Below are 21,529 nucleotides of genomic sequence, written 5' to 3' on the forward strand. Positions count from 1 at the left end.
GGGAAAACTGCAAGGCTTGTCTTCGGGGAGGGCCGCGCTGCGGAGTCAGGCCATCCACCAGCGTTCCGCGATGCGGCCGTCATCCAGCGGCGCGCGCTGGCCTACCTTGCGCGGGATGCCGACGGTGTGCCGGGCGGCCAGCGCCATGTCGCTGGACGAGGGGTGATACAGGAACTCGCCCCGGCGCAGCAGGCCGCGCGGTTCCGGCAAGGCCGCCACATCGACGTAGCCGTCACGCAAAGCTTCTGCCCGGACAGCGGCGTCGGGGATCACGATGATCTCCACCACATCCGCCCAGCCGGCAGTTCCGGCCTTGTAGTGATCCGCCACTTTTGAGGCGCGGAAATGACGGTCTTCCTGCGCCCGCTCCACCTTGTAGCAACCGGTGCCCACCGCATCTGACAGCGGCACGGGCAAATCGCCGCCGGGGGCAATCATCTGATCCGCACTGGCCAGCAGATAAGGCAGATGCGGATTGGGCTGCGCAAGCTCCACCAGCAGCTGATGGCCGCCCAGCGCGGTGACGGCCCGCACCTCCGCCCCGGTGGTTCCCTGCACCAGAAGCGAGGCGGCGGCATCGTCCGCTGTCAGCGGGCTGCCATCATGAAACGCCACGCCCTCACGCAGGTTGAAGGTCCAGGTCCGTGCATCATCTGTGGAGTGCCAGCCTGTGGCCAGCTCGCCGCGCAGCAGCCCGTCCGGGGCAATTTCGGTCAGCGTGTCATAGATCGCGCCGCGGGCGGCCTGCTCCAGCATCCCGCCATCGCGCGGGACCGCCAGGCGCAGCACGCCGCCTGCCTTGGGCGACGCATGGACCGATCCGCCGGCAGCGGCCAGCAGGGCAGCGGCAGCACCCGAGGTGAACAGCGCGCGGCGGTCGATGCGCGTCATGGCACAAGCTCTCCTGCAATCCGGTCCATCGCCCGGACCAGCTCCGCACTGATTCCCGGCTCCGACAGAGCATGGCCGGCATTGCGCACCATCTTCAACTCCGCATTTGGCCACAGCTCATTCAGGCGCCAGGCGGACGACGGCGGGCAGATCATGTCATAGCGCCCTTGCACGATCACGCCGGGGATATGGGAAATACGCCCCATGTTGGCAAGGATCTGGCCGTCGTAATCGAGAAAGCCGCCGTTCCGGAAATAATGGTTCTCCAGCCGGGCAAAGGCGCGCGCGTAGTCGCCGGGGCTTTCACCGCTGTGGCCGTTTGAGTGCACCGAAGCCAGCGCGTTTTCCCAGGACGACCAGGCGCGGCCAAAGCGCACTTCCTCGTCCAGGTTTCCGGAAAACAGCCGCTTGTGGTAGGCGCCGATCATGTCGCTGCGCTCGCCATCGGGGATCAGCGAGACGAATTTGGCCCAGGTTTCGGGCCAGAACTTGCCGGCGCCGCCGCCGTAGAACCAGTCGAGCTCAGCCTTTGTCATCAGAAAGACGCCGCGCAGGATCATCTGCTGCACCCGGTCGGGGTGGGTCTGGGCATAGATCAGCGCCAGCGTCGCCCCCCAGCTGCCGCCGAACAGGATCCACAATTCGATACCGATCTGACGGCGAATCAGCTCCATATCGGCGACCAGATGCCAGGTGGTGTTGTCCTCGCAGGAGGCATAGGGGCGCGAGCGGCCGCAGCCGCGCTGGTCAAACAGGATAATCCGGTAGATTTCGGGGTCGAAGTAGCGCCGCATCGCAGGGCTGCTGCCGCCGCCGGGGCCGCCATGGCACACAATCACGGGTATGCCGTTTGGATTCCCGCTCTGCTCTGCATATATACGGTGCCCCTGGCCTGCGTCGATCATGCGCTGGTCAAAGGGCTCGACCGGCGGGTAAAGATAATGCACTGCGCGCTTTTGGTCCGGGTATCTATCCATTACTGACCTTAGTGAGACGTCAGACTACAAAAGAGCACACGGAGACAGGAATGCAAGCGCCTCAATCCACGGTCGACCCTGCGGAAATCGCCAAATTCGAGGCGATGGCGGCGGAGTGGTGGGATCCGCATGGCAAATTCAAGCCCCTGCACATGCTGAACCCGTGCCGGCTCGACTATATCACCAAGCAAATTGCCGCCGAATTCAGTCGCGACCTGACGGCACGGAACCCGTTCGAGGGGTTGCGGCTTTTGGATATCGGCTGCGGCGGCGGGCTACTGAGTGAGCCAATGGCCCGGCTGGGTGCTACGGTTGTGGGCGCCGATGCTGCCGAGGGCAACCTGCCGGTCGCGCGGATCCACGCCGAACAATCGGGGCTGGAGATCGACTACCGCCACACCACCGCCGAGGCGCTGGCCGAGGCTGGCGAGCAATTCGATGTGGTGCTCAACATGGAGGTGGTAGAGCATGTCGCCGATCCGCTCAGCTATCTGACCGCGACGCAGCAACTGCTGAAACCCGGCGGGCTGGAGATCTGCTCAACCATCAACCGCAACCCCAAGAGCTTTGCCATGGCCATCATCGGCGCCGAAGTGATCATGCGCTGGCTGCCGCGCGGCACGCATGAATGGTCCAAGTTCATCACCCCGGATGAGCTGTTCGAGCTGCTGCGCAAGGCCGGGCTGAAGCCGGTGGACCGCAAGGGTTTCGTGTTCAACCCGATCACCTGGAACTGGTCGATTTCGGAACGGGATCTGTCAGTGAACTATGTGACCGCCAGTGTGAAACCCGGCTGAGCTGCCGCTGCCTCCCCCAAGTCTGCCGCCTATCCTAAAGGATAGGTGGTAATCCCTATGCACCCTTTAGTTGAGCCGCGCTGATTGTTAACGTCAGTTAGCGGATTTGGAATGTTACCCGGTCCGCCTCCGGGGAAAGCCCTTGAATTGAATAATTGCTTACCGCTGTTTTCGGCGGGTCCGCCCAGAGGTTGCCAGGACCGCCACTCACGGATTGATGGGGACTGATGGGGAAGAGGGGCGCCTGCTTGCGGGCGTCCTTCTTTTTTGGGCAGTCGTCTCATTCAGAAGGCTGCCGGACCTGCCGGCTCAGCCGCTTTCTTCCAGCTTGCCGCGCAGCTCGCGCAGGATCGGCAGGGTGGCCCGGACCCGGTCGCTGCCCAGTTCACCGACCACCTCGGAGATCACCGGAATGATCCCGGCCAGAGCCGCATCACGGGCCTGTTTGCCCGCCGGGCTGATTGCCACCATCTTGCGCCGCGCATCATCCCAATCGGGACGGACGTGTATATATCCCGCCACTTCCAGTTTGCTCAGCGTGTTGGTCATTGCCCCGCGCGTCACGTGAAACGCCTTGGCCAATTGTGCAGGCGAGCGCTCCAACCCGGCGCGGGCCAGGTGGTTCAGCACCGAAAAATGCGACAACTCCATCCCTTTGGGCAGCACTTTGCTGAGGCGTGACCGGGCCAGCTGGTCAGCCATGAGTATCTCGCTGAACAGCGATACCGCCAGGGAATGGGTCTCGTCCATCAGGGTCCGTCAAACTCCCGGTCGTGAGTCAGGGAAGGCACGCGCTTGCGTGCTTCTGCCACTTTTTCGAGGTCGAGATCAACGTAAGTCACACCCGGCTCCTGACCTGCATCCGCGAGCACCTCGCCCCATGGGGCGACAGCCAGGGAATGGCCATAGGTCTTGCGGCTGGGCCCGCGGGAGGCCGGGTGCTTGCCGGTCTGCGCCGGTGCCAGCACGAAACAGCCGGTCTCGATCGCTCGGGCGCGCAAAAGCGAGTGCCAATGCGCCTCGCCGGTCACATAGGAGAACGCCGCCGGCACGGTCAGGATCTGCGCCCCGCCCTTGGCCAGCGCCCGGTGCAGATGCGGAAAGCGTACGTCGTAGCAGATGGTCATGCCAATGCTGGCGAAGGGTGTTTGCGCAACGACGGCTTTGGTCCCCGGACGGTAGCCGTCGGATTCGCGATAGGTCTCCTCGGGCGTGACCTCCACATCGAACATGTGGATCTTGTCGTAGCGTGCGGTGATTTCCCCCTGCGGACTGATCAAAAACTGCCGGTTGGCGAAGCGGCCATCGTCGTCGTGGGTCTTGATCCCCAGCGAGCCCAGCAGCAGCCAGATACCATGTTTGGCAGCTTCTTCACGCAGGGCGGCCAGGGTCGGGTCGTCCTCCTCGTGGCACAGGACACCATTCTGATGCGTCCGGCTGCCCGATAGGCAATTTGTGACCTCGGGCGTCAGCACAAAACCGGCCCCGCCGCGCACAGCCTCCGCCATCATTGCTTTCACCGTTTCCAGGTTTTCGGCCGGGATATCGGTGGATGTCATCTGAAGCAGAGCTGCGCGCATTGTGTCTCTCCGGGCTCAGGCCGCCAGCAGCGGGTCAAGCTTGCCCGCCTGCTCCAGCGCATAAAGGTCGTCGCAGCCGCCGACATGGGTCTCGCCGATGAAGATCTGCGGCACCGTGCGGCCGCCGTTGGCGCGCTGGATCATCTCCGCCTTGCGCTCCGGCTCTTCCAGCACGTTGACTTCCGAAAAAGCCACACCCTTCTGGTTCAGCAGCCGCTTGGCCGCATGGCAGTAGCCGCACAGAGGCGAGGTGTAGATTTCAACCGATTTCATTCATGACCCCATGTTCTGGTTTCGAAGGTTGTGGAGGAATTGGGGATTCATTGCAACAATTGCCAGAGGCCGCCGGGCGGGCTCACGCTTGCGTGACCCGGGCCAGCACCGCCACCCGCACCTCGGCGGCTCCCGCCCGCAGGCAGGCATCAGTGCAGGCGCTGAGGGTAGCGCCAGAAGTCATCACGTCATCCACGATCAGCACGCTGCGGCCCTTGATCCTGCCCAGCCTGCCCGGATGCGCCCCAATGGCAGACCCCAGCAGCTGATAGCGCTGGTCCCGCGTCTTCCCCTCCAGCGCGGGCGTCTGCCGGGTGCGGCGCAGCAGGTCCGGGCAGTGCTCCAAACCCGTGCGTTCCGCCAGCGCCTCCGCCAACAGGGCCGACTGATTGTACTTGCGCTTCAGCAGCCGGGTCCAATGCAGCGGCACCGGACAGAGGAGCGGGCGGTCCTCCAGCATTGGCAGCACTGCGCTTTCAAGCCAAACGGCGGCCGTTTTTGCAATCTCCGTCCGGTCACCGTGCTTTAAGGCCAGTACAAGTTTGCGCCCCTGCCCCTCGTAGATCAGCGCAGACCGCCCCTGGCTCCAGGGCCGTGGATGGCGCAGGCAGCTGTCGCATTCCAGACGGAAGCCGTCCGCCTCCCCCGGCAGCGGAGCGCCGCAGCCCTCGCAGACCGTGCCGCTGATGAAATGCATGCCTGACCAGCATGTGCCGCACAGGCCAAAATCGCTGCCGACCAGCCCGCCGCAGCCCAGGCATTGGGCTGGATAGATCAGTGAAACAGCGGTTTGAATCCTGGCCAGCAGCATCTAAATAGCCTCCATGACACAAGCGCCCGCACAACTCTTCGACCGCCGCGCCCTGGCGGCCCGCCGCGCCCGCCGGCGCACGGATGCCCTGTTCCTGCACCAGATGGCGCGGGATGAGGCCGAGGATCGCCTGAGCCTGGTTAACAGAACCTTTACAGCGCCCGCTGTGGTGAGCCCCTTCCCGGAGGTCTGGGAAGGGTTTCAGCCTGCGGCGAAGATCGTGGCAGACGCGGAAGTTCTGGCGCTCGAAGAAGGCGCGCATGATGTGGTGATCCATGCCATGTGCCTGCATTGGGCCAACGATCCGGTCGGCCAGCTGATCCAATGCCGCCGCGCCTTGAAAGAAGACGGGCTGCTGCTGGTCATCCTGCTGGGCGGCCAGACCCTGCACGAGCTGCGCGCGGCCATGGCGGAGGCCGAGACCGTCGTGATGGGCGGCCTGTCGCCTCGGGTCGCACCGATGGGCGAGATCCGGGATCTGGGCGGGCTGCTGCAGCGGGCCGGTTTTGCGCTGCCGGTGGCCGACCTGGTGCCGCTGACCGCAGAATACCGCGACCTGGCGCACCTGATCCACGACCTGCGCGGCATGGGAGAGACCAACGCCCTCGCCCAGCGCCTGAAGCGCCCGGCACCGCGCGCCTTGTTCCAGCTGGCCGACCACATCTACCGCGAGCATTTCGCCACTGCAGACGGCCGGCTGCCCGCGACATTTGAGCTGGTCTGCCTCACCGGCTGGTCGCCATCGGACAGCCAGCAGAAACCCCTGCGCCCCGGCTCTGCCCAGATACGCCTCGCCGATGCGCTGAAAGTGCCGGAAACCAAGCTTAAGCCCTGATAAGTTTCCGCTATGGCTGCGCCAATGTGATCCAATTGGCCTTCTGCGCGTAAAGACAGTAGTTTGCCGCCAACCATCGAATTCTCAGCCCCACAGGACCTGCCCATGCTGGACGCCGCCCGGACCGCCAAATGCCCTGCCCACGCCCCTGCCGATCACCCCAAGATCCCGGCGGAGAAGGTCGGCATCCTGCTGGCCAACCTTGGCACGCCGGACGATCACTCCTATTGGCCGATGCGCCGGTATCTGAACGAGTTCCTGTCCGACAAGCGGGTGATCGACTACCCGTCGTGGAAATGGCAGCCGCTGCTGCAGCTGATCATCCTGACCAAGCGCCCGTTCTCCTCCGGCGCGGCCTACAAGTCGATCTGGAACCACGACAAGGGTGAAAGCCCGCTGATGACTATCACCAAGGAACAGACCGCCAAGATGGCCGAGGCGATGAAAGCGCGGTACGGCGATCAGGTGATGGTCGATTTCTGCATGCGCTACGGCAACCCATCGACCAAGTCCAAGGTCCGGGAAATGGTAGCGGCCGGCTGCCAGAAGATCCTGTTTGTGCCGCTCTACCCGCAATATGCCGGCGCGACCTCCGGCACAGCCAACGACCAGTTCTTCCGCGCCCTGATGGAAGAAGCCTGGCAGCCCGCCGCCCGCACGATAGCGCCCTATTTCGATCAGCCCGCGTATATCGACGCGTTGGCGCGGTCGGTGGAAGAGGCCTATGCCAAGGCAGAGAAGAGACCGGATATCCTGGTGGTGTCCTACCACGGCATGCCGAAACGGTATCTGATGCAGGGCGATCCCTATCATTGCCAGTGCCAAAAAACGACGCGCCTGCTGAAGGAGCGGCTGGGCTGGGACGACACCCAGATCACCTCGACCTTCCAGTCGGTGTTCGGGCCCGAGGAATGGCTGAAACCCTATACCGTGGACCACGTCGCGACGCTCGCCAAGGAGGGCAAGAAGAACATCGCGGTGATCGCGCCGGCCTTCTCCGCTGACTGCATCGAGACGCTGGAGGAGATCAATGAGGAAATCCGAGAGAGCTTTGAACACGCGGGCGGCGAGGACTTTCTCTATATCCCCTGCCTCAACGATGATGATGACCATATCGCCGCACTGGCCGGGGTTATCGAACAGAACCTGCAAGGCTGGCTGGACTAAACCGCCATCCCGGTCCAAATAGGATCCAAAATAGGATCGCCGGGCACGCCGGCAGACCGGGGAGAGTTTGGATGACGCTTGCGCATTGGGCCGCCGCCCTTGAAGAACATTGGGGGATCAAGGCGGAGCTGAGCCGCCTTGATGGGGAGTACGACCTTAACTTCTGGGCGCGGGACGCAGATGGCCAAGGCTACATCCTCAAGGCGATGCGCCCCGGCTGCGAGACCTGGCTGGTCGACATGCAGGTGAAGGCGTTTGAGCACATCGCCGCGCGTCAGCCGGATCTCCCCTGCCCGCGGGTGATCGCCTCTGCTGACGGGCAGTCTCTGCTGACACTCCCCGATGAGGATGGCCAGGACCGTCTGGTCTGGCTGCTGAACCAGCTGCCCGGTCGCTGCTACGCCAAGGCTGAGCCGAAAAGCGACGCACTGATCCATGAGGTTGGACAGGTTCTGGGCGGGTCGGCCAAGGCACTGGCGGATTTCCAGCACGAAGGTTTGGAGCGCGATTTCAAATGGGACCTGATGCGCGCGGGCTGGATCGAAGACCAGCTTGCTTGCGTTACAGATCCGGGACGCCGTGCAATTCTTGCAGAGATTTACACCGATTTTGCCAAGTTAGAGCCTGTTTTGGCGGCCCTGCCCAAGCAGGCAGTCCACAACGACGCCAATGATTACAACATCATGGTGGCGGGTGAACTGAGCGAATTGCGCCGGGTGTCGGGCCTCATCGACCTTGGGGATATGTGCGCCGCGCCGAGGGTCTGCGATCTGGCGATTGCCGCGGCCTATATCGTGCTGGACCATCCGGCGCCGGAGGCTGCGATTGCGGCGTTGGTGGCGGGCTATCACGAGGCCTATCCGCTGACGCCCGCCGAGGTGGACATGGTCTGGCCGCTGCTGCGAGCGCGGCTGGCAGTCAGCGTGGTGAACTCCACCCTGATGGCGGCGGAGAACCCTGATGATCCCTATGTCACCATCTCACAAGCACCGGCCTGTCGGTTCCTGGAAGGCAACACGCTGCACGGCGGATTGCTGGCGGCCCGGTTGCGCGCCGCCTGCGGCCTGCCGGTTGTGGACGGCGCCGAGCGGGTGATGGTCTGGCTCGAGCAGGAACGCGGCAATTTCGCCCCGCTGATGGGGCAGGACCTGTCAAACGCACCAATGGGGTCGCTGTCGGTCGAGGACTCCACATGGCCGCAAAACCCGTTCCACATGCCGCTGGAGGAGGCCGCCAAGGTCGGCGAGGAGTTTGAGGACAATGGCCGGATCTGGCTGGGTTACTACCACGAGCCGCGGCTGATCTATACGGACGCTGCGTTCCGCAAGGGACCGTGGAAAGCCAGCAACCGCCGCACCGTGCATCTGGCCGTCGACGCCTTTGCCCCGGCGGGCACTCCGATGTTTGCCCCCTTGCGCGGTGAGGTCTTTGCCGCCGAATACCGCGACGGTCATCTGGACTATGGCGGCGTGATCATCCTGCGGCATGAGACACCGGAGGGTGATCCGTTCTTTACGCTCTATGGCCATCTGGACCCGGAGTTCCTCGACCGGCTGAAGCCCGGCGAAACAGTGGAGAAAGGTCAGGAATTCTGCCGCTTGGGCGATCCCGGCCAAAACGGCGGCTGGGCGCCGCATGTGCATTTCCAACTGGCCCTGACCACCGAGGGGATCGAGGCCGACTGGCCCGGTGTTGGCGATCCCGATGAGATGTACCTGTGGCGTGCGCTCTGCCCGAACCCCGCGGCGCTGCTGAACCTGCCCGATGAAAAGGTCTTCTATCACCCGACCAGCAAGGACGACGTGCTGGCCAGCCGCCGTGCGCATTTCGGAGGCAATCTCAGCCTGACCTATAAAGACCCGGTGATGCTGCTGCGCGGCTGGAAGCACCACCTGTTCGACGAATGGGGCCGGCCCTATCTGGACGCCTACAACAACGTCCCCCACGTCGGCCACGCCCACCCGCGCATTCAGGCGGTGGCGGCGGATCAGCTCAAACGGATGAACTCAAACACTCGTTACTTACACCCGGCACAGATCGCGTTTGCGGAGAAGGTGCTGTCGAAACTGCCCGATCAATTCGAGGTCTGCTTCTTCGTGAACTCCGGCACTGAGGCCAATGAGCTGGCCCTGCGCCTGGCCCGTGCCCATACCGGCGCCAAAGGCATGGTGACCCCTGATCATGGCTATCATGGCAACACCACCGGCGCGATTGATATCTCTGCCTACAAGTTCAACAAGCCCGGCGGTGTCGGGCAGGCGGACTGGGTGGAACTGGTGGAAGTCGCCGATGACTACCGCGGCTCATACCGGCGCGGCGACCCGGACCGGGCACAGAAGTTTGCAGACCTCGTCGACCCGGCTATTGCCCGACTGCAGGAGAAGGACCACGGCGTTGCCGGGTTCATTGCCGAAACCTTCCCGTCTGTGGGAGGCCAGATCATCCCGCCCAAGGGTTACCTGCCTACGGTCTATGAAAAGATTCGCGCCGCTGGAGGTGTCTGCATCGCTGATGAGGTGCAGACCGGACTCGGCCGCCTGGGCGACTACTACTTCGGCTTTGAACACCAGGGCGCGGTGCCGGACATCGTGGTGATGGGCAAACCCATCGGCAACGGCCACCCGCTGGGCGTGCTGGTGACGACCAAGGCAATTGCGGAAAGTTTCGACAACGGGATCGAATTTTTTTCAACCTTTGGCGGCTCGACCCTTTCCTGCCGAATTGGCAAGGAGGTGCTGGATATCGTCGAAGACGAAGGCCTTCAAAACAACGCCCGGGTCGTGGGAGCAAGGCTGATTGCTGGTCTCAAAGCGATGGAACTGAAGTACGCCTGTGTCGGCGACGTCCGCGGTATGGGCCTGTTTCTGGGGTTGGAGCTGATCAATACTGATGGCTCCGAGGCCACTGAGATTTGTTCCTACGTCAAAAACCGGATGCGCGATCACCGGATCCTGATCGGCAGCGAAGGCCCCAAGGATAATATCCTGAAGATCCGTCCGCCCCTGACGATAAAGCCGGAGGATGCAGACATGATCACCAATGTTCTGGACAGCATCCTGCGCGAGGTGGCGGCGGTCTGACCGCTCCCGCAGCGGCCTTCAGGCAACAAAAAAGGCGGTGGAGAACCACCGCCTTTTCCGTAACCGTGTATCGAAATTAGTTCGATGCAACAGCTGCGCCAACCAGGACCAGCAGCAGCAGCGGCAGCAGGATGCCGCTGGAAGAGCCCTGTGCTTCTTCAACGATGACCGGCGGTTCAACAACCGGCTCGGACAGGTTGCCCGCGGTAGCGGTCGAAGCAGCAGCGGTCAGCGCAGCAGCGATAACGAGTTTTTTCATGTTAACCTCCAGAATTTGCACGGAACAAATTTAGAATCCGTGCACCCAAGACATACCTCGTATTTTTTTCTAACCAGCAAAATCGCGCGATTGCAATTGCTTGTTATAGTTAACAGGCTAGGGCCCGCTCCCGTGGCGTCAAATTAGCAACACCTGTGTGCCCACTTTGGCCAGACTGAACAACTCGGCGATGTGTTCATTGTAAAGCCCGATGCAGCCATTGGAAGATTTGCGGCCGATTTTGCGCGTGTCGTGGGTTCCGTGGATCCGGTAATACTTCCAGCTAAGGTACAGCGCATGTGTGCCAAGCGGGTTATCCGGACCCGGCGGGACATATGCAGGCCATTCCGGATTGCGTTTGCGCATGTTCGGCGTCGGCGACCAGCTGGGCCCTTCAACCTTGCGCACCACCCTGGTGCGGCCGCGGCGTGTCAGATCGTCTGACAGCGGCACCGAGGAAGGGAACAGCTTATAGGTGGCTCCATCCGCGGACCAGTAGTGCAGCGCCCGGCTGTCGATATCGACAAGAATCGCGCCGTTGCGCAAATTGTCGAAATACGGCGACCACGTCTTGGCCCGGAAAGCGGAAATATTGCGCTGAACCGGCGGCTCCGGCTCTGGCGGCGGCCGTAGCGGATCGTACGCCTGCTGAGTATCTCCGGTGTCTTCTTGCGCTAGGGCGGAAGAGGAAATCAGGGCAGCACTGCCGGCAAGAAAGTTCCGTCTACTGATGTTATTAAATGGGATTCGTGACATGACTCATTCCAACTTGCGCAATCAGGATCCTGGGTTGCGGCAGTTTATGGCCGGAAAGCCGCAGTCGCAAACCAATCCGTCGCTGAAGTCCGCATATTTCTGCCGCTCCGTTTGCACCCGGGCCACAGGAAGGATATGTGCAAGGGCAACTGACGGAGCATGAGAGAAATATGAAGCGTGTTTTTCTGCTTTTGGCTGCTGCTATTATAACCGCAGCGGCGGCCTGTACGCCCGCAACGGACTCCGGCAACGGCTACCGCATCCGCAATGCGGACAAGGTCCAGATCCGGATGCTCGATTCCGTCAATGCGCTGCGTCAGGCCGCGGGTGCACAACCGGTGCAACTGAACGCCGAGTTGACCGCCGCGGCGGCGACCCATTCGCGTGATATGTCGGTTCAGAACCGGCCCTGGCATTTCGGCTCCGACGGCTCGTCGCCGCTCGACCGGGTCACGCGGGCGGGATACACCGGCAAACTGCTGGGCGAGAATATCTCGGAAACTTATGAAAATGAGCAGCAGACCCTGACCGCCTGGCTGGAACGGCCCGCAACCCGCGCGGTGATCTTGGACCCGAAGGCCGCGAATATGGGCTTTTCCTGGTTTCAGGAACCGAACGGAAAAATCTGGTGGACGCTGGTAATGGGCAGCTGAGCCGGCGCGCCGTGCGTCAGCACGGCGCCACGCCCAAGGCTGCCCAGAGGTGCCGGCCCCGCCGGTGCATCTGCAGGCGCGGGAGAACTTCCAGCTGCCTGTTGTTCAGGGCCTCAAGGCAATAGTGGTGCCGTCCTGCACCATGGCATAGATTTCTTCGATCTCTTCATTCGACACTGCGATACAGCCCGCGGTCCAATCGCTGACCCGCGCCGCGCGCTTGCGCTCCTTGCGGTCTTTCGGCTGTCCATGGATGAATATCTCGCCGCCGGGGCGCTTGCCCGCAGCCGCCGCGTTGGCTTGGTCCCGTGTGTTCGGATAGGAAATCCCTACCGACAGGTGGTACCGGCTGTTGGGATTCCGCCGGTCGATAACATAGGTGCCTTCCGGGGTTTTCCCGTCACCTTCGAACTGCTTATGCCCCAGCGGGGCAAAGCCTAGATCGACGTCGTATTCCCGCAGAACCTCTTCGTTGTGCAGCAGGTACATTTTGCGAGCACCTTTGTTGATCACAACGGAAGTTACCGTTGGGCCTTGGTAGAACTGAAACCTGCTAGCCTCACTGCCAGACCTGCTGCAGCCTGCCAGTGCAAGGCTTGCGGCAGCACCGAACCCGAATGCCCTTCTGTCCATCGTTAAGCCTGTTTTTCTTGTTTGCCTCTTACCAGCCAATACCGCGAAACCGGCTTTAAGGAAATTCACATTTTCCTGTCTTGCTCTGAGAGACCTGAAATTTTCTGCTCTATGGCCTCCAGACGGCTTAGAACTTCATCCCGGTAGGCATCGGTGCGTTCGCCTTCCTCCTCGTGGTGCGCATCCTGCATCGAGTTTACAATCAGGCCGACCAGCAGGTTCACCACCGCAAATGTGGTGACCATGATGAAGGGCACGAAGAAGGCCCAGGCATAGGGGTGCACTTCCATCACAGGCCTTACGATGCCCATTGACCAGCTTTCCAGCGTCATGATCTGGAACAGCGAATAAGCGCTGAGGCCCAGGTCGCCGAACCATTCCGGAAAATCCTGGCCGAACAGCTTGGTAGAGATCACCGCGCCGATGTAGAAGATGATCGCCATGAGCAGAAATACCGAGCCCATGCCGGGCAGCGCGGTGATGAATCCCTCAACCACCCGGCGCAGCCGCGGTGCGACCGAGATCACCCGCAGTACCCGCAGGATGCGCAGCGCCCGCAGAACCGAAAGCCCTTGGGCACCCGGTGCCAGCGCGATGCCGACAATCACAAAGTCGAACACGCTCCAGCCGCTTAGGAAAAACCGCAGCCGTCTCACAAATAGCTTGGCCAGGATCTCCACCACGAAGATCGACAGGCAGATATTGTCGATCAGATGGATCAGCCCGCCGGCCCTGGCCATGACTGTTGGCGACGTCTCCAGGCCCAGTGTCACCGCATTGACCAGGATGACAGCAATGATGAACCGGCCGAATAGGTCACTGTCCAGAATGGCTGCCAGGCGTTGGGTTGGTGTCATCGCTCGGGTATCCGTCATTTCAGTCTTTCAGTGTGAACTGCGCAACCAGTTCGGTATGGGCGGACCAGCGGAACTGGTCAACGGCCTGGACCCAGTCGAGGCTATAGCCTGCTGAAACCAGAATCTTTGCATCGCGGGCAAAGCTCACAGGGTTGCAGGAAACATAGGCGATCACCGGCGTGCGGGCCTTGGCCAGCTGCGCAACCTGCGCTTCGGCACCGGCCCGGGGCGGGTCAATCACCGCCGCTTCGAAAGCGGCCCCGAAGGGGTTCAGATCCTCCGGCAGCAGCGGGTTGCGGAACAGGTCGCGGGTTTCAGTGGTGACCTTCTTCAGCCCCTTGGCCTTGCGCCAGCCGGCATCCAGTGCCGCCACCATTTCGCGCTCGCCCTCCACCGCGTGCACCTCGGCAGCCTGCGCCAAAGGCAGCGCAAAGGTGCCGCAGCCGGCAAACAGATCGACGATCCGCTTGGCGCCTTTGGTGATCTCCAGCACACCGGCCAGGAGGGCAGCCTCGCCCTCCCGCGTGGCCTGCAGAAAGGCACCCGGCGGCGGGCAGACCAGGGCCGGGCCGAAGGGTTGAACCGGCGGCTGCTCCATCGCCACCGGCTCGTCGTCCCAGGTCAGCCGGGCAATCCGGTGCTTCTCGGCCAGCTGCGCCAACTCGATCCGCAACGGGCCGTCCAGCGGCTTGCCGTTCTTGACCAGCATGTCGAGGCCCGCTTCCGACGTGGTAACCGTGACCGCCAGCGGCGTTTTGCGGCTGGCCCCGGCCAGGGCCAGAGCCTCGGCCACGGGAATTGCCGCCATCAAGGCGGGTTCCAGCAGCTGACAATCGGGAATTTCCGTGATTACGTCCGACGCCTGCCCGTGAAACCCGGCCATTGCGCCTTTCTTGGTGCGCCGCACTGCCAGCGTCGCCCGGCGGCGGGACCGGGCCGGCGAGGTGTGGATGGGGCGGAAATCCGTCTCTAGCCCCTGCGAGCTCAGGGCATTGCGCACCACCTCCGTCTTCCACTCCGCCACAAAACTGTCGCTGGCGTGCTGCAGCTGGCAGCCGCCACAGGACTTGTAATGGCGGCAGGGCGGCTGCACCCGGTGTTCCGAAGGCGTCTCGATACGGATGCTGGTCAGACGGTTGCCCTCGGCAATACCGCTGACAATCTCGCCCGGCAGCGTGCGCGGGGCAAACAAGGGGCCATCGGCCACGCCATCACCCTGATGGCCCAGCCGGCTGATCGTTGCTGTGGTTCTGGCTGCGTCAGTCATGGCGGCTCAATAGCGCGGCACAGGGACCAGCAAAAGCAAAATGCGCCAGTCAGGTTATTCAGCAGCCGCCTGTTCCTCATCTGTGCAGATGAAACCGCCCGACTGCCGCGCCCAGAACTGGGAGTAGAGCCCGCCCTTGGCCAGCAATTCGTCGTGACTGCCGCTTTCGGCGATCCGGCCCTTTTCCATCACGATGATCCGGTCCATCTCGCTGAGCGTCGACAAACGGTGAGCGATCGCCAGTACCGTCTTGCCTTCCATCACCCGGTGCAGAGCCGCCTGGATCGCGGCCTCAACCTCGGAATCCAGCGCCGAGGTGGCCTCATCCAGCACCAGAATGGGCGCATCCTTCAAAATGGCGCGCGCCAGCGCAATCCGCTGCCGCTGCCCACCGGACAGTTTCACACCCCGCTCGCCAAGATAGGCGTCATAGCCAGTGCGGCCCTGGCCGTCCTCCAGCTCGGTGATGAACTCATGCGCCTCGGCCTTCTGTGCCGCCGCGATCAGCTCTTCCTCAGTGGCATCCGGCCGCCCGTATAGAATGTTCTCCCGCGCCGAGCGGTTGAACATTGCTGTTTCCTGGGTGACCATGCCGATCTGGCTGCGCAGAGAGTTCTGAGTGACAGTGGCAATATCCTGACCGTCAATCAGAATCTGGCCATTCTCTCCGTCATAAAGCCTGAGCAGCAGCGACACGAGCGTCGACTTCCCCGCCCCTGAAGCGCCGACAATGCCCAGCTTCTCGCCTGGATGAATGGTCAGGTCGATCCCCTGCACCCCGCCGACATCGCGGCCATAGGCAAACTCCACCTGGTCAAAGACGATCTCGCCCTCGCTGACCTGCAGCGGTTTAGCATCGGGCTTGTCCTCAACCCGGTCGCGGACCGACAGGGTCTTCATGCCGTTCTCGATCTCGCCCACGTTGGAATAGATCGCCATCAGCGTAAAGCTGACCCATCCGGTCATCTGGGCAATGCGGATCGAGACCGCGCCGGCCGCCACGATGTCGCCTTCGGTCGCCGTGCCCGACTGCCACAGAAACAGCGTCGCGCCGATCAGCAGCACCGGCAGAACGCCTGCGAGGCACATGAGGCAGAAGCGGAAACTCGCGGAGAGGTAGCCGAAATGCAGCGACTTGTCGCGGAATCGCACCATGGCGTCCTGAGCGGTGCGTTCCTCGTGGTCGGCATGGGCAAACAGCTTGACCGTCTTGATGTTGGTGATCGAGTCGACAACCTGCCCGGTCACCATCGACCGCGCCCCGGCCCGTGCGCCGGACCGTTTACGGATGCGCGGCAGAAACCAGCGGATCAGCGCGAAATAGGCGATCAGCCACACCAGAAACACACCGGTAATGCGCCAGTCAATAGACCCTAACAAGGCCAAAGAGCCGGCAAGAGACGCCAGAGCAAAGGCCACCACGTTGATCATCTCAGTGGTCACGGAGGTAACGGCGGTTGCCGTCTGCATCTGCTTCTGAGCGATCCGGCCAGCAAAATCATCATCAAAGAACCGCACCGACTGGCCCAGTGTCCAGCGGTTCAGCCGCGACAGCACAAGCGGGTTCACATTGGGTTGCACCACGATGGCGTTGGAGGCTGCAGACAAGCCGAAAAGCACCGGGCGCACGAACAGAAAGAAGCCCAGCGCCAAGGTGATCACCGCCACATTGCCGGCCGAGAAAAACTGCTCCGGCCCGCTGGCGATGGCGGTGTCGATGACCATTCCCAGGATAAAAGCGGTGCCCGCCTCCATCCCGCCGGCCAGTGCCGAAAAGGCCGCCGCCAGCAGCAGCATCGGCCAGGCACCGGCCAGGCACCAGCGCAGGAAGGCCCCCAGACGCTGCGGCGGCGGACCCTCTGCCGGGCGGAAGGCGTCGATCAGATTGCCGATGTTCATTCTGCTGCCTCGATGTTCAGGAAGCCGCCGGACTGGCGTGCCCAAAGCTGCGCATAAAGCCCCTGCGCCTGCAAGAGCGCCTCATGCGAGCCTTCTTCAACTATACGGCCCTGATCCATCACCAGGATACGGTCCATCTGCGCGATGGTGGACAGCCGGTGTGCAATGGCGATCACCGTCTTGCCCTGCATCATGCCATAGAGGGTTTCCTGAATCGCCGCCTCGACTTCAGAGTCCAGCGCCGAGGTGGCCTCGTCCAGCACCAGGATCGGCGCATCCTTTAGGATCACCCGAGCCAGGGTCACACGCTGGCGCTGCCCGCCCGACAGTTTCACCCCGCGCTCCCCCACATGGGCGTCATACCCCTTGCGCCCCTGCGGGTCCTCCAGATCCAGAATGAACTCATGCGCCTGCGCCTGCTTGGCGGCGGCAATCAGCTGCTCCTCTGTTGCATCCGGACGTCCGTACAGCAGGTTGTCCCGCACCGAGCGGTGCATCAGCGCGCTGTCCTGCTGGACCATGCCGATACGGCTGCGCAGGCTGTCCTGTGTCACCGCCCGGATGTCCTGGCCGTCGATCAGGATCTGGCCGCTTTCGGCGTCGTAGAACCGCAAGAGCAGCTTCACCAAGGTCGACTTGCCAGCGCCAGAGCGTCCGATCAGGCCGATCTTCTCCCCCGGCTGGATGGTCAGGCTGATCCGGTCGAGCCCGCCTGCCTCGCGCCCGTAGTGATGCGAGAGGTAGCGCAGCTCGATCTCGCCCTTGGTGAGCCGCAGCGGCTCCGCATTAGCGGCATCCACCAGGTCGATGGGCTGGGCAATGGTCTCCATCCCCTCGGCCACAACCCCCAATTGGCGGAAGAAGGAGGTCAGCGCCCACATGATCCAGCCGGTCATCGCGTTGAGCCGCAGGGTTAGCGCCGTGGCGGCCGCCACCAGGCCCACCGAGGCCGTGCCCTGCATCCACAGCATCACCGCCCAGCCGACCACGCCGACGATCAGCAGACCGTTCAGCGTAACCAGCGTGGCGTCCATGATGGTGAAGATGCGCATCTCCGTCTGGAATGTCTTGCGGGTGTTCTCGATCGCATCGCGGGCATAGGTCAGCTCCCGGTCGTGATGGGCAAACATCTTGACCGAGTGGATGTTGGAGTAGCTGTCGACCACCCGCCCCGTCACGGTGGAGCGCGCGTCGGACGACGCCTGGCTGGCCGGGCCGACCCGCTTAACCGTCCACATCACCAGAAGCGCGTAGAGGACAAACCAGACTGCCAGAGGCAGCATCAGACGCACATCGGCAACCCACAGCAGCACAGCCGCGCCCACCAAATAGGCCAGCGAGAAGGTGATGGCGTCAAACACCTGGAAGACCACCTCTCCCGCAGCGGGCGGGGTTTGCATGATCCGGTTGGCAATCCGCCCGGCAAAATCGTTCTCGAACCAGCCCACTGACTGGCGCAGCACGTGCTTGTGCGCCCGCCAGCGGATCAGGGTGCCATAGTTCGGCAGGATGGCATTGTTCAGCAGCGCAACGTCCAGCAGCTGGATCACCGGACGCAGCAGCAGGATGAACAGGGCCACCAGGATCAGCTCGGTGCCATGCGCCTTCCAGACCTCGGACGGGGTGCCCGACATCAGGTCGACGATGCGGCCCATGTAGTAAATCAGCCCAACTTCAATCCCGGCGACCACGACCGACATCAGCGCAGTCAGAATGAAGACGCTTTTGAACGGTTTGGAATAGTCGCGCAGGAACGGCCACAGCCGCGTCGGCGGCGTGTTGGTTTCCGGGTAGGCGCAATAAGGGTCAATGAGGTTTTCAAAAAAGCGAAACATGCGGGTGCTCCAGGCATTTGAGCAAATCGAAATACAGATGAAGACAGCGGGCAGCCCAAGGCTCCCACGTCAAACGGGGAAAGGTCTCAGGCGTTAGAGAAACCAGATCCCGTAATACATCAGCATTCCTCCGTCATGTGGTGGCTGCCCCATGGGTACGCAAGATTTGTCGTTTTGTCACCCCCAAAGGTTGTGACGCTGCTGACACCCCTTGTCAGCGGAAAGTGCTCAGCAGCTCTTCGCGGCTGAGCGTGAACCCGGACGCGATCCAGTCCGCTTCCAGTTTTTTTACCGCCGCGCCCAGCGCCGGCCCTTGCAGATCCGGCAACAGATCGCGGGCTTTCACCGGGAAAACCGCTTCCGCGCCCAGCTCGATTTCAGTCTCTAAATCAGTGCGAAACGGCTGTTCCAGCAGCGCTGCGCGCAAAAGCAGTGCATCCAGCGCTTTCTCCGTACCGAGCCGGTATCCCAGCTCCCCTGCCCCCGCTGTACCAGTCGCGGCTTCCCGGATTGCTTTCAGATGTGAGGTCTTAGCCTTGCTCAGCCGCAGGGCCTCCTGCAGACCATCACCGCCCAGCGCGGCGAGACGACGGATGCCGGACGCCGGACGCCCCGCCTCCAGATGAATCAGCGGTGCCAGGGCGCGGTCATCGGCGCCAGGCAGAATTTGAGCCAAGACGCCGGCCTGCCGCATTTCTGCGACCGACGGCGCAGGATTGGGGGCGGTCAGAAGCTTCAACAGCTCTGCCCCGACGCGTTCCTTGGAGAGTGATGCCAGACCGTCCAGGTTGGCCGCAATCGCCGCCAGCGCATCCGGATCGAAGCCCTCTGAGTGGTCGCCGTACCAGGCGTGAAAGCGGAAATAGCGCAAGCTGCGCAGGTAATCTTCGCGGATGCGGTTTTCCGCGGTGCCGATGAACCGTACCCGGCGCTTGGTCAGATCCGCCAGGCCGCCCAGCGGATCGACCACTTCCCCGTCCGGGCGCGCATAGATCGCGTTCATGGTGAAATCACGGCGGCGGGCGTCCTCAGTGATTTCGGTTGAAAACGCGACCACAGCCCGGCGGCCGTCGGTCTCGACATCCTTGCGGAAGGTGGTGATCTCATGCGGGATGCCGTCTTTGACCAGCGTCACAGTGCCGTGGTCGATCCCGGTCGGAACCGCCTTGATGCCGGCGCGGGCGGCGAGCTCCATCACTTGCTCCGGCCGCGCATCGGTGGCGATATCCATATCGGAGACAGGCTCGCACAGCAGTGAATTGCGCACGCATCCGCCGACAAACAGCACCTGCGCACCATCCGCCGTGACAGCCTCGCATACCGCCTGAGTTGCCTTGTTCTTCAGCCAGGGCTGGTCAATCCGCATCAGCTTTCCATCCGTGCCGCAAAACCGCGCAACATCCGCGCGGTGGCGCCCCAAATGTAATAGGGCCCATAGGGTACGGTATAATAGCGTCGGCGGGTCCCGCGCCAACGGCGCGATTCGATGATGTAGTTTTCCGTATTCAGAACGTGTCTTAGCGGCACGGAAAAGACTTCGGCCACTTCCCCTGCTTCCGGGCGCGCAGCGAACTCTTCCCGGATCAGCGCAACCACCGGGGTCACGGAGAACCCAGTCACTGTCTCATGCTCCGGAAGGCAGCCGAGGATCTCAGGCAGATCTTGCGGCAGGCCGATTTCCTCCCAGGCCTCGCGCAGCGCTGCGGCGCAAGCGTCCTTGTCGCCCTCATCCACCTTGCCGCCGGGAAAGGCGATCTGGCCTGGATGGTGTTTGAGCGCCGAGGACCGTTTGGTCAGGATCAGCCGCGGCGCACCGGACGCGATGGAGACCGACACCAGCACCCCGGCATCCCGCAGCTTGCGCCCCTCCGGCAGCACCGTGCCAGGGTTGAGGTCAAAATCGGAAGAACCGCCGCCCTGAAGCTTCAGCGCGGCGGTGATGGTTCCGATGAGATCCTGCGCGGCCTCACTCACTGGGCGGGTTTTCCGCATCAAACCCCAGCGACGCTGGGTCCAGATCATAGTGCGCGCCGCAGAACTGGCAGTCCGCGGTCACCCGGCCCTCATCCGTGGTCATCTTCTCGATGTCCTTGGCGGAGTAGATCGACAGGCTTTGACGTACGCGGTCTTCCGAGCAGGTGCAGCCGAAACGCACCGGCTGGAAGTCATAGACCCGCGGTTGTTCCTCGTGAAACAATCGGACCAGCAGATCGGTGGGCGTGACCGACGGGCCGATCAGTTCCAGGTCTTCCACCGTATTCAGCAGCATGGTGACCCGGTTCCAGTTCTCTTCCTCGTCCCCGGTCACCAGATCGGAAGCCTGCAGAACGTCACCCGTTCCTTCGCCCTGGGCCGCGAAGGGCGACGCCTTGGGCATGCTCTGCAGCATCACGCCGCCTGCGCGCCAGTGCTCGGGCACGCCAGGTTCGGCCGATTTGCCAAAGCTCAGCTTGAACATGGTCGGCAGCTGTTCCGATTGGGCAAAGTAGGCTTCGGCGCAGGCGCTCAGCGAGCCTTGGGCCAGCGGGGTGATGCCCTGGTAGGGCTGGGTGCCATTGCCCTGGTCTATCAGGATCGCAAAATACCCTTCGCCCACCTGTTCGAACGGGTCGCCATCGGTCAGCCGGTCGCGGTCAAAGCTGGCATAGGCACGGATCTGGCCGATTTCACCCTCTTTCTGGGGCGCATAGTAATCTGTGGCAATCATCCGCACCGCGCCTTTGGACTGCACCTGAAGCGAGAGTTTCCAGCGCAGCGAGATGGTCTGGCCGATCAGCGCCGTCAGCAGCGCCATCTCGGCGACCAGCGCCTCAACCACTGGCGGATAGTCATGCTGTTTCAGAATACCATCCAGCACGCCGTCCAGCCGCGCCACGCGGCCGCGCATGTCGGATGCATCAAGCTGGAAGGGCAGGACGGTGTCGTCCCACGCGATTTTCGAACCAATGGTCATGGGGTT

General features: G+C 62.7%; 21 protein-coding genes. 5 read left to right on the plus strand and 16 right to left on the minus strand.

What is annotated here, in order from left to right; translation table 11 throughout:
• Window positions 1–45: 45 nt before the first annotated feature.
• On the minus strand, window positions 46–891 hold the full coding sequence (locus ACXAED_RS07735) for an ABC transporter substrate-binding protein (protein ID WP_475048426.1): 846 nt from the start codon (window positions 889–891) through the stop codon (window positions 46–48).
• Window positions 888–1,868 carry a prolyl aminopeptidase gene (pip, locus tag ACXAED_RS07740; protein ID WP_475048428.1) on the minus strand — a complete coding sequence of 327 codons (981 nt, stop codon included), beginning with the start codon at window positions 1,866–1,868 and terminating at the stop codon, window positions 888–890. The genes ACXAED_RS07735 and pip overlap by 4 nt, the downstream gene beginning before the upstream one ends.
• Before the next feature lie 50 nt (window positions 1,869–1,918).
• Here pip and ubiG point away from each other — a divergent pair, with 50 nt between their 5' ends.
• Window positions 1,919–2,665: a bifunctional 2-polyprenyl-6-hydroxyphenol methylase/3-demethylubiquinol 3-O-methyltransferase UbiG gene (ubiG, locus tag ACXAED_RS07745; protein ID WP_475048431.1), complete on the plus strand. Its 747-nt coding sequence runs from the start codon at window positions 1,919–1,921 to the stop codon at window positions 2,663–2,665.
• Between the two features lie 309 nt (window positions 2,666–2,974).
• On the opposite strand, the gene ACXAED_RS07750 is transcribed toward ubiG, so the two are convergent.
• The 4 genes from ACXAED_RS07750 to ACXAED_RS07765 form a co-directional block, all read right to left on the minus strand.
• The gene (locus ACXAED_RS07750) at window positions 2,975–3,415 is read right to left on the minus strand and encodes a MarR family winged helix-turn-helix transcriptional regulator (protein ID WP_024092104.1); all 441 of its coding nucleotides are present in this window, start codon (window positions 3,413–3,415) and stop codon (window positions 2,975–2,977) included.
• The gene (locus ACXAED_RS07755) at window positions 3,415–4,245 is read right to left on the minus strand and encodes a carbon-nitrogen hydrolase family protein (RefSeq protein ID WP_475048433.1); all 831 of its coding nucleotides are present in this window, start codon (window positions 4,243–4,245) and stop codon (window positions 3,415–3,417) included. The genes ACXAED_RS07750 and ACXAED_RS07755 overlap by 1 nt, the downstream gene beginning before the upstream one ends.
• Before the next feature lie 15 nt (window positions 4,246–4,260).
• Window positions 4,261–4,518, minus strand: a complete 258-nt coding sequence (grxC, locus tag ACXAED_RS07760; RefSeq protein ID WP_475048435.1) for a glutaredoxin 3 — start codon at window positions 4,516–4,518, stop codon at window positions 4,261–4,263.
• 82 nt (window positions 4,519–4,600) lie between these two features.
• Window positions 4,601–5,329 carry a double zinc ribbon domain-containing protein gene (locus tag ACXAED_RS07765; RefSeq protein ID WP_475048438.1) on the minus strand — a complete coding sequence of 243 codons (729 nt, stop codon included), beginning with the start codon at window positions 5,327–5,329 and terminating at the stop codon, window positions 4,601–4,603.
• Window positions 5,330–5,342: 13 nt separating this feature from the next.
• On the opposite strand from ACXAED_RS07765, the gene ACXAED_RS07770 reads away from it, so the two are divergent.
• The 3 genes from ACXAED_RS07770 (at window position 5,343) to ACXAED_RS07780 (ending at window position 10,411) form a co-directional block, all read left to right on the plus strand.
• Window positions 5,343–6,164 carry a methyltransferase domain-containing protein gene (locus ACXAED_RS07770; protein ID WP_475048440.1) on the plus strand — a complete coding sequence of 274 codons (822 nt, stop codon included), beginning with the start codon at window positions 5,343–5,345 and terminating at the stop codon, window positions 6,162–6,164.
• A gap of 105 nt (window positions 6,165–6,269) precedes the next feature.
• Window positions 6,270–7,331, plus strand: a complete 1,062-nt coding sequence (gene hemH, locus ACXAED_RS07775) for a ferrochelatase (RefSeq protein WP_475048442.1) — start codon at window positions 6,270–6,272, stop codon at window positions 7,329–7,331.
• Window positions 7,332–7,402: 71 nt separating this feature from the next.
• Window positions 7,403–10,411 (plus strand): aminotransferase class III-fold pyridoxal phosphate-dependent enzyme, encoded by a 3,009-nt coding sequence (locus ACXAED_RS07780; protein ID WP_475048445.1) that lies wholly within the window; start codon window positions 7,403–7,405, stop codon window positions 10,409–10,411.
• Between the two features lie 76 nt (window positions 10,412–10,487).
• On the opposite strand, the gene ACXAED_RS07785 is transcribed toward ACXAED_RS07780, so the two are convergent.
• Together ACXAED_RS07785 and ACXAED_RS07790 are read right to left on the minus strand one after the other, a co-directional pair.
• Window positions 10,488–10,670: a hypothetical protein gene (locus ACXAED_RS07785; protein ID WP_024092111.1), complete on the minus strand. Its 183-nt coding sequence runs from the start codon at window positions 10,668–10,670 to the stop codon at window positions 10,488–10,490.
• 138 nt (window positions 10,671–10,808) lie between these two features.
• A complete protein-coding gene (locus ACXAED_RS07790) occupies window positions 10,809–11,426 on the minus strand; it encodes a L,D-transpeptidase (protein WP_475048448.1) in 618 nt (205 codons plus the stop codon).
• 170 nt (window positions 11,427–11,596) lie between these two features.
• Between ACXAED_RS07790 and dalA the strand changes: the two genes are divergently transcribed.
• Complete coding sequence (gene dalA, locus ACXAED_RS07795) at window positions 11,597–12,079, plus strand: divisome-associated lipoprotein DalA (RefSeq protein ID WP_475048450.1); 483 nt, start codon at window positions 11,597–11,599, stop codon at window positions 12,077–12,079.
• Window positions 12,080–12,184: 105 nt separating this feature from the next.
• Here dalA and ACXAED_RS07800 read toward each other — a convergent pair whose 3' ends face one another.
• The 8 genes from ACXAED_RS07800 to hslO all read right to left on the minus strand — a co-directional run bounded on the left by ACXAED_RS07800 (window position 12,185) and on the right by hslO (window position 21,523).
• Window positions 12,185–12,712: a L,D-transpeptidase family protein gene (locus ACXAED_RS07800; protein ID WP_475048453.1), complete on the minus strand. Its 528-nt coding sequence runs from the start codon at window positions 12,710–12,712 to the stop codon at window positions 12,185–12,187.
• A gap of 65 nt (window positions 12,713–12,777) precedes the next feature.
• A complete protein-coding gene (locus ACXAED_RS07805; RefSeq protein ID WP_475048454.1) occupies window positions 12,778–13,569 on the minus strand; it encodes an ion transporter in 792 nt (263 codons plus the stop codon).
• 19 nt (window positions 13,570–13,588) lie between these two features.
• Window positions 13,589–14,836, minus strand: coding sequence for a class I SAM-dependent RNA methyltransferase (locus ACXAED_RS07810; RefSeq protein WP_475048456.1), 1,248 nt, complete (start codon window positions 14,834–14,836; stop codon window positions 13,589–13,591).
• 54 nt (window positions 14,837–14,890) lie between these two features.
• The gene (locus ACXAED_RS07815; protein WP_475048459.1) at window positions 14,891–16,735 is read right to left on the minus strand and encodes an ABC transporter ATP-binding protein; all 1,845 of its coding nucleotides are present in this window, start codon (window positions 16,733–16,735) and stop codon (window positions 14,891–14,893) included.
• Window positions 16,732–18,570, minus strand: coding sequence for an ABC transporter ATP-binding protein (locus ACXAED_RS07820; protein ID WP_475048461.1), 1,839 nt, complete (start codon window positions 18,568–18,570; stop codon window positions 16,732–16,734). Before ACXAED_RS07820 ends, ACXAED_RS07815 begins: the two co-directional genes overlap by 4 nt.
• 214 nt (window positions 18,571–18,784) lie before the next feature.
• The gene (locus ACXAED_RS07825) at window positions 18,785–19,936 is read right to left on the minus strand and encodes a CCA tRNA nucleotidyltransferase (RefSeq protein ID WP_475048463.1); all 1,152 of its coding nucleotides are present in this window, start codon (window positions 19,934–19,936) and stop codon (window positions 18,785–18,787) included.
• Window positions 19,936–20,562, minus strand: coding sequence for a CoA pyrophosphatase (locus ACXAED_RS07830; protein ID WP_475048465.1), 627 nt, complete (start codon window positions 20,560–20,562; stop codon window positions 19,936–19,938). The genes ACXAED_RS07825 and ACXAED_RS07830 overlap by 1 nt, the downstream gene beginning before the upstream one ends.
• The gene (gene hslO / locus ACXAED_RS07835; protein WP_475048467.1) at window positions 20,537–21,523 is read right to left on the minus strand and encodes an Hsp33 family molecular chaperone HslO; all 987 of its coding nucleotides are present in this window, start codon (window positions 21,521–21,523) and stop codon (window positions 20,537–20,539) included. The genes ACXAED_RS07830 and hslO overlap by 26 nt, the downstream gene beginning before the upstream one ends.
• Window positions 21,524–21,529: the final 6 nt, after the last annotated feature.

Source organism: Leisingera sp. ABM4_103, assembly GCF_056158685.1.